We start from the raw sequence: 658 nt of genomic DNA, 5'->3' as shown, positions 1-658 counted from the left end.
CGCCCGACAGCGCCCCCACCGAGGCCCGCGTCCGGTCCGAGGCCAGCGTCAGCGCGATCACCGGCGTCACCGCAATCCCGCCCGCCGAGCCCTGCTCGGCCTGCGTCACGATCCCATGCACGCCCAGTGCATGCAGCGTCACGTCGCCGGCGCCCGCCAGCGAAGCCCCGTCCGCAAGCTCCGCCGTCGAACGCGTCGCAACCAGGTTCAGCGCAACCGAGGCGCCGACACCCACCTTGCCGCCCGAGGCCCCCGAGCCCGCCGGCATCGCCCGCGCGATCGTCGAGGTCTCGTTGTCGCTGCTGGCCGAGACCGCGCCGCCGCCCGTCACCGTCGCCGAGGCACCGCCCGCCACCTGCGCCAGGCTCTGCGCATCCACGAGGTTCAGCGCCACCGCGCCCGCCACACCCACGCTGGAGCCGCCCGCCCCCGCCGAGGCGTTCGCCTCGAACACATCAAGGTGCTGGCCGTTGCTGCCCACGATCGTGGGCTGCGCCAACTTGGCCGGATCCACCGGCGTCGGGCTCGCCACCGTCACCACCGGCGCGGCGACACCGAGATCGTCCTGCGCCGCCCGCAGCGTCAGCGACGACACCGTGTAATGATCCGCGCTCACCCCGGAGATCGCCCCGGCCGGCGCCGTCGACCAGGCAATGCC

1 pseudogene is annotated in these 658 nt (G+C 74.6%); it reads right to left on the bottom strand.

Features of this window, described 5'->3' with window-relative positions:
* Positions 1 to 658, bottom strand: a pseudogene (locus G8O24_RS42560) (hypothetical protein); the annotation flags it as partial.

Source organism: Bradyrhizobium campsiandrae, assembly GCF_014529705.1.
GTDB classification, from domain to species: Bacteria; Pseudomonadota; Alphaproteobacteria; order Rhizobiales; family Xanthobacteraceae; genus Bradyrhizobium; species Bradyrhizobium campsiandrae.
The sequence above is the reverse complement of the archived record's forward strand: the minus strand, read 5'-3'. Positions and strand labels throughout refer to the sequence as shown.